The following is a 7,679-nucleotide window of genomic DNA, read 5'->3' as shown; positions in this document are numbered from 1 at the left end:
GCTTCCGCGTGCGCCGACCTGCTGGAGGCACTGCGTGACCTGGGGCCGGTGTCGGCCTGGTCGGTCACCGCCTCCGAGCCGCTGCCCGCGCCCGGACCGGGGCCGGACGGCCGGTGCGAGGGGATGGCCAACCTGGCGTTCCTGCGGCGGCCCGAGCGCATCGGCCGGGAGGAGTGGCTGCGCACGTGGCTCGAGGAGCACACGCAGGTCGCCATCGACACCCAGTCCACCACCGCCTACACCCAGCACGTGGTGGTCCGTGCGCTGACCGCCGACGCTCCGGTGATCGACGGGATCGTGGAGGAGGTCTTCCCCGTCGAGGCCGCGACGGACCTGGGGGTGTTCTTCGACGCCCGCGGCGACGACGCGCGCATGGCGGCCAACATCGAGGCCATGACCGCCTCGACCGGACGGTTCCTCGACGACGGCACGGTGGACGCCGTCCCTACGGGGCGGTACGTGATGGGAGTTCCCGGCGCGGGCGTGTGACAATGGGGTGATCGCCCGGTCGGACCGCACCCAGCCACGCCCGGGCCCGCCCGAGGAGTGATCGAGATTCCCAACTTCGCAGAGACGACGTTCACCGATCCCGCCAGGATCAGGAACTTCTGCATCATCGCCCACATCGACCACGGCAAGTCGACGCTCGCCGACCGCATGCTGCAACTCACCGGCGTGGTCGAGGAGCGGCTCATGCGCGCCCAGTACCTCGACCGGATGGACATCGAGCGCGAGCGCGGCATCACCATCAAGGCGCAGAACGTCCGCCTGCCGTGGGTGCCGCGGTCCGGCCCCCACCAGGGCGAGGAGATCGTCCTGCACATGATCGACACCCCGGGCCACGTGGACTTCACCTACGAGGTCTCCCGCGCGCTCGAGGCGTGCGAGGGTGCGATCCTGCTGGTCGACGCCGCGCAGGGCATCGAGGCCCAGACGCTGGCCAACCTCTACCTGGCCATGGAGAACGACCTCGAGATCATCCCGGTGCTCAACAAGATCGACCTGCCGGCCGCGGATCCGGACCGGTTCGCGGAGGAGATCTCCCACATCGTCGGGTGCGAGCCGGACGACGTGCTGCGGGTCTCCGGCAAGACGGGCATGGGCGTCGAGGCGCTGCTGGACAAGGTGTGCGAAAAGGTCCCCGCGCCCGTGGGCGATCCGGACGCCCCGGCCCGCGCGATGATCTTCGACTCGGTGTACGACACCTACCGCGGTGTCGTCACCTACGTCCGGGTGTTCGACGGCTCGCTCAACCCGCGCGAGAAGGTCAGGATGATGTCCACGGGCAGCACCCACGAGGCGCTCGAGGTCGGCATCATCTCGCCGGAGCCCAAAGCCACGAAGGGGCTCGGGCCCGGCGAGGTCGGTTATCTCATCACCGGCGTCAAGGACGTCCGCCAGTCCAAGGTCGGCGACACCATCACCACCGCCCGCGGCGGGGCGGAGGAGCCGCTCGCGGGGTACGCCGAGCCCAACCCGATGGTCTTCTCCGGGCTGTACCCGATCGACGGGTCGGACTACCCGGTCCTGCGCGACGCCCTGGACAAGCTCCAGCTCAACGACGCCTCGCTGGACTACGAGCCCGAGACGTCGGTCGCGCTGGGCTTCGGCTTCCGCTGCGGCTTCCTCGGACTGTTGCACATGGAGATCACCCGGGACCGGCTGGAGCGCGAGTTCAACCTCGACCTCATCTCCACCGCCCCGAACGTGGTGTACCGCGTGGTCGCGGAGGACGGCAGCGAGCACCAGGTCACCAACCCGTCGTACTGGCCCGAGGGCAAGCATCGCGAGATCTTCGAGCCGATCGTCAAGTGCACGATCATCGTGCCCAGCGAGTACGTGGGCACGGTCATGGAGCTGTGCCAGTCCAAGCGCGGCGAGATGAAGGGCATGGACTACCTGTCCGAGACCCGCGTCGAGCTCCGGTACGTCATGCCGATGGGCGAGATCATCTTCGACTTCTTCGACTCGCTCAAGTCCCGCACCAAGGGTTACGCGTCGATGGACTACGAGGAGGCCGGCGAGCAGGTCTCCGATCTGGTCAAGGTCGACATCCTGCTGCAGGGCGAGGCCGTGGACGCGTTCAGCGCGATCGTGCACCGCGACTACGCCCAGGCCTACGGCAACAAGATGACGGGCAAGCTCAAGGAGCTCATCCCGCGTCAGCAGTACGAGGTGCCGATCCAGGCGGCGATCGGCGCGAAGATCATCTCCCGCGAGAACATCCGCGCGATCCGCAAGGACGTGCTCTCCAAGTGCTACGGCGGCGATATCAGCCGTAAGCGCAAGCTGCTGGAGAAGCAGAAGGAGGGCAAGAAGCGGATGAAGTCCATCGGGCGGGTGGACGTGCCGCAGGAGGCCTTCGTCGCGGCGCTGTCGGCGGATTCGAGCGCGGACAAGAAGTAGGCCCGGCCGCAACGCGGGTGCGATCCGCCCGGACGGCGGGGCCTCACGCCCGCGCGCGGTGTCGGCGGACGGCGCACCGGTTGGTGCACCGCGTCGAGCAGTAGGTCTTGCGTCCGTTGCGGGTGGTGTCGGCGAAGACGGCGTCGCAGTCGTCGGCGGCGCACCGCGCGAGCCGGTCGATGCCCCGCGAGGTCAGGTGCAGTGCGGTGCCCACTGCGAACATGGCGGTGAGCAGGCGCGCGAAGGAGACGTCGTCGGCGCGGTAGTGCACGTGCCAGCGGCCGTCGTGGTCGGTCAGGCGCGGCGGTGCCGAGTGCTCGGCCAGGAGGGCGTTGAGGGCGTCGGCGCGCCCGTGCGGCGCAGTGGTGTCGACGACCACGAGCCACGCGTCCAGGAAGGTGTCGACCTCGTCCAGGTCCGCGTCCGAGGCGCTCCGATCGATGGTCACCCCCGCCTCGCGACAGCGGTCCACCAGTTCGCGGGTGGTGCGGGGGCGGCGATTGGCCAGGTCGGCGGCCAGGGTGACCGGATCGGCCCCGTAAGGGTTGATATACACAAACCGATTACAGCACAGTGATCGGCATGCCCTCATCGTTCGCGGCCGTCGCCGCGTCCCCCGCAGTCGGTGTGTCCGTCTGGGTGCTCGCCGCGCTCGTCCTGGCGGCGTTCGTCGCCGGGTGGGTGGACTCGGTGGTCGGCGGGGGAGGGCTCATCCAGCTGCCGGCGCTGGTGATCGCACTGCCGGCGGAGGCCTCGACGCCGGAGATCCTCGGCACCAACAAATTGTCTTCGGTCGCCGGCACCCTGGTCGCGACCCTGACCTATCTCCGGAAGATCCGTGTGCCGGCGGCGATGGTGCTCCCACTGGTGGTGGCGGCTTTCGCGGGATCCGCGGCCGGGTCCTCGGTGGCCCGGTTCATCCCCAAGGAGCTCCTCACGCCGATCGTCCTGGTGGCCGTCGTGGCGGTGGGCGCCTACACCTACTTCACGCCGACCATGGGGCGGGTCCACGAGGAACGGCACACCGGCTGGTCGCGGACGTGGCGCTCGGCGCTCATCGGTGGGGTGATCGGGTTCTACGACGGGGTGCTCGGCCCGGGGACGGGGTCGTTCTTCGTCATCGCGATCGTCGCGTTCCTGGGGTTCGGGTTCCTCCAGGGCACCGTGGCGGCCAAGCTCGCCAATCTCACCACGAACATCGCCTCGATCCTGGTGTTCGGCCTCCACGGTGAACTGCTGTGGATCATCGGCGGGTGCATGGCGCTGGCCAACCTGGCCGGCGGGTTCCTCGGGGCGCGGATGGCGATGCGGCACGGCAACGAGTTCATCCGCACCGTGTTCCTCGTGGTCATCAGCATCCTGGCGGTGAGACTGGCCTGGGAAACCGCCACGCAGTGGCTGTGACCCCGGGGCCCGCCGCGGCGGGCGCCGACGCGACCGCCGGCGGACGTAGACTCCCGCACATGACCCTTCCGACCCCCGAGGCCTCCCGTCATCCGCTGCTCGACGAGTCGCCGTTGCCGTACGGCCTGCCGGACTTCGCCGCCATCCGGGAGGAGGATCTGGAGCCGGCCATCCGGACCGCGATCGACGACCACGCGGCCGAGGTCGCCGCGATCGTCGCCAACCCGGAGTCGGCGACCGTGGACAACACCGTGGTCGCCCTTGAGCGCTCGGGCCTGGCCCTGGACCGGGTGCTGTCGGTGTTCTACGGCCTGCTCGGTCCGGACGCCACCAAGGCCCGCCTCGACGTGGACCGGGTCGTCTCGCCGCTGCTGGCCGCGCACCATTCCGCGGTGATGACCAACCCGGTTCTGTTCGGCCGGGTGGACGCGGTGCTCTCCGCGCTGGAGGCGGGGGAGTTGGAGGCCGACGACGAGACGGAGCGGCTCGTGCGTCGCCACCACCGCGACCTGCTGCGCGCGGGCGCCGCCCTCGACGACGCCGGCCGCGCCCGACTCACCGCCATCGACACCAGGCTCGCCGAGTTGACCACCGAGTTCGGCGAGAACCTGCTGGCCTCGACCACGGAACTGGCCGTCCCGGTCTCCGACGAGGCCGAACTCGCGGGCCTGTCGGAGTCGATGCGGTCCACGCTCGCCGCGGTCGCCGCCGAGTCGGGGCGAGAGGGGTGGCTGATCCCACTGGGGCTTCCCACCGTGCAGCCGATCAGCGCCCTGCTGGACGACGCCGGTCTGCGCCACCGCGTCATGGAGGCCTCACTCGGTCGGGGCGCGACGCCGGGCCACGACAACACCCCGGTCGTGCTGGAGATCGTCCGCCTACGCGCCGAGAGGGCGCGGCTGCTCGGGCTGGGATGCCACGCGGAGCATGTCCTCGCGGTGGAGACCGCCGGATCGCCCGAGGCGGCTCGCGGGCTGCTGCTCGACGTGGTCGACGCGGCCGTGACCAACGCCCGCAACGAGGCCAAGGACCTCCTCGGCGGCGACGACCGTGAACTGAACCCGGCCGACTGGGCCTGGGCGTCCGAGCGGCTGCGGGCCGAGCGGTTCCGGGTCGACGACGCGACCGTCCGTCCCTACTTCGAGCTCGAGCGGGTGCTGCGTGACGGGGTGATGCACGCGGCCTCCGAGCTGTACGGGCTGCGCTTTTCCGAGCGGAACGACCTGCGCGGGTTTCTCCCCGACGTCCGGGTCATCGAGGTGTTCGACGACGAGCGGGCCGAGCCCGACGCCGGCGTGGGTCTCCTGCTGTTGGACTACTACGCCCGCCCGACCAAGCGCGGCGGGGCGTGGATGAGCTCGTTCCGCGACCAGTCCCGGCTCCTGGACTCGCGGCCCGTCGTCGTCAACGTCATGAACCTGGCCCGTCCCGCGGCGGGGCAGCCCACGCTGCTCACGATGGACGAGGTCACCACGATGTTCCACGAGTTCGGGCACGCCCTGCACGGGCTGCTGTCGGACGTGGAGTACCCGGTGTTCTCCGGCACCTCCGTGCCCCGGGACTTCGTCGAGTTCCCCTCCCAGGTCAACGAGATGTGGGCGCGTCGACCGGAGATGCTCGCGCACTACGCCCGGCACGTGGAGACGGGGGCACCGATCGCCGAGGACCTCGTCGAGCGGATGCGGGAGGCCGAGCGCTTCGGTGAGGGGCAGGCGACCGTGGAGTACCTCGGGGCGGCACTGCTCGACCTGGCCTGGCACTCCCTGTCGCCGGAGGAGGCCGACGCCGTCACCGACGTCGACGAGTTCGAGGCCCGCGTCCTCGCCGAGGCAGGTCTCGGCGTCCCCGGCATCGAGCCGCGTTACCGGTCCCGGTACTTCCAGCACATCTTCGCGGGCGGGTACTCCGCCGCGTACTACTCCTACTTCTGGGCCGAGGTGCTCGACGCCGACGCCACCGAGTGGTTCGTCGAGAGCGGGGGCCTGACGCGGTCCTCGGGCGAGCGGATGCGGCGCGAGGTGCTGTCCCGGGGCGGGGCCATCGACTTCCTCGACGCCTACCGCCGCATGCGGGGGTCGGAGCCGAGCACCGCCGCGCTGCTGCGTCGGCGTGGGCTCGACTCCTCGGTGGTGGGAGGCCACGCGGTCGCCACCGCCGGGCGGTCGTAGGATCGGGACGTGACGGCGTTCCTGCAGTTCTGGGACAGAGTCGAGCTCTGGCTCGCCACCCTGCCGTTCCCGTTGCAGGTGATGATCCTGCTCGTGATGGGGCTCCCGCTGTTCTTCCTCGTCGCGGTGGCGGTCGAGAAGGCCGCGGATGTCCTCGTCCACCGGTTCCGGGCGCTCGTCGCCCCGAGGACCGTCGAGACCCGGAAGGAGGTCCGTTGATGCCCCGGTCGCGTGTGACACTCGCCCTGGTCCTGCTGATCGCGCTCGTCGTGATCGCATGGGTCCTCGTAGAGGTGCTCTGACCCCCGTTCCACGGCAGGATTCCCGCGATCGCCGCGGAATTCCAACCACCGCCACGCGGCGCCGTCCGGCCGTACACTCCTCGACATGCAGCGCTTGAGTGGGCTCGATGCCAGCTTCCTCTACTTCGAGACCAGGTCCCAGCTCCTGCACGTGTGCGGGCTGATCGTCCTGGACGTCTCCGGGATGGAGGACGGGTACTCCTTCGAGGCCCTGCGAACCGAGCTCCGACGTCGGATCACCGCGATGCCGCCGTTCCGGCGCAAGCTGCACGACTCGCTGCTCAACGTGGACCATCCGGTGTGGGTCGAGGCCGAAGACTTCGACATCGACCACCACCTCCACCGCGTCGGTATACCGGAGCCCGGCGGGGACCACGAGCTCGCCGAACTGTGCGCCCACCTGGGCAGTCAGCCGATCGACCGGTCGATGCCGCTGTGGCAGATGTACGTCATCGAGGGACTGCCGGACGGCCGGGTGGCGGTCTTCGCCAAGATGCACCACTCGACCGTCGACGGCGTCACCGGCGCCAACATGCTCTCGCAGCTGTGCACCCTCTCCCCGGACGAGCCGGAGCTCGACGAGGAGCTGGTCGAGGAGACCGCCGGTGGATCCGGCGCCCTGGAACTCGCCGTCGGGGGCGCTCTGTCGCGCCTGGCCACGCCGTGGCGACTCGCCTCCCTGTTGCCGGGGACGGTCGGGGTGCTCCCCTCGTGGATCAACCGCGCCCGCAAGGGACTGGCGATGCCCGCGCCGTTCACCGCCCCGCGCACCCCGTTCAACCGCACGATCACCGGACACCGGTCGATCTCCTACGCGAGCGTGGACCTGGCGGACATCAAGCGGGTCAAGAACGCGTTCGGCACCACGGTCAACGACGTGGTGCTCGCCGTCTGTTCGACCGCCCTGCGCAAGTACCTCGACGACCGGGACGCACTGCCGCGCAAGCCGCTCATCGCCATGGTCCCCATGTCGGTGCACGCCGCGGAGTCGCGCCCCGGCACCAATCGTGTCTCGGGCATGTTCATGTCCCTGGCCACCGACATCGACGACCCGGTCGGTCGGCTGGAGGCGATCCGCGACGCCAACACCGTCGCCAAGGACCACACCGACGCACTGGACGCCAACCTGCTCACCGACTGGGCGCAGTTCGCGGCGCCCTCGGTGTTCGGTTCCGCGGTCCGCATGTATTCGCGACTCCGGCTGTCCGAGCGTCACCCCGTGGTGCACAACCTCGTCATCTCGAACGTGCCCGGCCCCAACTTCCCGCTGTATTTCCTCGGCGCGAAGATCGAGAAGATGCTGCCCCTGGGCCCGGTCTTCCACGGCGCGGGCCTCAACTGCACCGTGATGTCGCTGGACGGCAGTCTGCACTTCGGGTTCATCGGGTGTCGTGACCTC

General features: G+C 69.9%; 7 protein-coding genes. 6 read left to right on the top strand and 1 reads right to left on the bottom strand.

What is annotated here, in order from left to right; translation table 11 throughout:
• Together G6024_RS09605 and lepA are read left to right on the top strand one after the other, a co-directional pair.
• On the top strand, positions 1-489 hold a 489-nt coding region (locus G6024_RS09605; RefSeq protein WP_159148584.1), incomplete at its 5' end, for an EthD domain-containing protein.
• Positions 490-546: 57 nt separating this feature from the next.
• Positions 547-2,406 carry a translation elongation factor 4 gene (gene lepA, locus G6024_RS09600; RefSeq protein ID WP_069389693.1) on the top strand — a complete coding sequence of 620 codons (1,860 nt, stop codon included), beginning with the start codon at positions 547-549 and terminating at the stop codon, positions 2,404-2,406.
• Positions 2,407-2,449: 43 nt separating this feature from the next.
• Here lepA and G6024_RS09595 read toward each other — a convergent pair whose 3' ends face one another.
• Positions 2,450-2,962, bottom strand: a complete 513-nt coding sequence (locus G6024_RS09595) for a CGNR zinc finger domain-containing protein (RefSeq protein WP_159148583.1) — start codon at positions 2,960-2,962, stop codon at positions 2,450-2,452.
• A gap of 26 nt (positions 2,963-2,988) precedes the next feature.
• Here G6024_RS09595 and G6024_RS09590 point away from each other — a divergent pair, with 26 nt between their 5' ends.
• From G6024_RS09590 to G6024_RS09575, 4 genes are all read left to right on the top strand, one after another.
• Positions 2,989-3,810: a TSUP family transporter gene (locus G6024_RS09590; RefSeq protein ID WP_159148582.1), complete on the top strand. Its 822-nt coding sequence runs from the start codon at positions 2,989-2,991 to the stop codon at positions 3,808-3,810.
• Positions 3,811-3,869: 59 nt separating this feature from the next.
• Entirely contained in the window at positions 3,870-5,978 is a 2,109-nt protein-coding gene (locus G6024_RS09585; RefSeq protein ID WP_159148581.1) for a M3 family metallopeptidase, read from the top strand.
• Positions 5,979-5,987: 9 nt separating this feature from the next.
• Positions 5,988-6,197: a hypothetical protein gene (locus tag G6024_RS09580; RefSeq protein ID WP_067719646.1), complete on the top strand. Its 210-nt coding sequence runs from the start codon at positions 5,988-5,990 to the stop codon at positions 6,195-6,197.
• Positions 6,198-6,365: 168 nt separating this feature from the next.
• A partial coding sequence (locus tag G6024_RS09575) for a WS/DGAT/MGAT family O-acyltransferase (protein ID WP_159148580.1) occupies positions 6,366-7,679 on the top strand: 1,314 nt, incomplete at its 3' end.

It is taken from the genome of Dietzia maris (genome assembly GCF_014144855.1).
GTDB lineage: Bacteria > Actinomycetota > Actinomycetes > Mycobacteriales > Mycobacteriaceae > Dietzia > Dietzia kunjamensis.
Note: the sequence above shows the minus strand (reverse complement) of the source record. Positions and strands in the feature narration are given on the sequence as shown.

What these genes read in the sequence shown, in the direction of transcription:
- G6024_RS09585 (WP_159148581.1), top strand. Translation starts at nt 3,870, where the DNA reads ATGACCCTTCCGACCCCCGAGGCCTCCCGTCATCCGCTGCTCGACGAG.
- G6024_RS09590 (WP_159148582.1), top strand. Translation starts at nt 2,989, where the DNA reads ATGCCCTCATCGTTCGCGGCCGTCGCCGCGTCCCCCGCAGTCGGTGTG.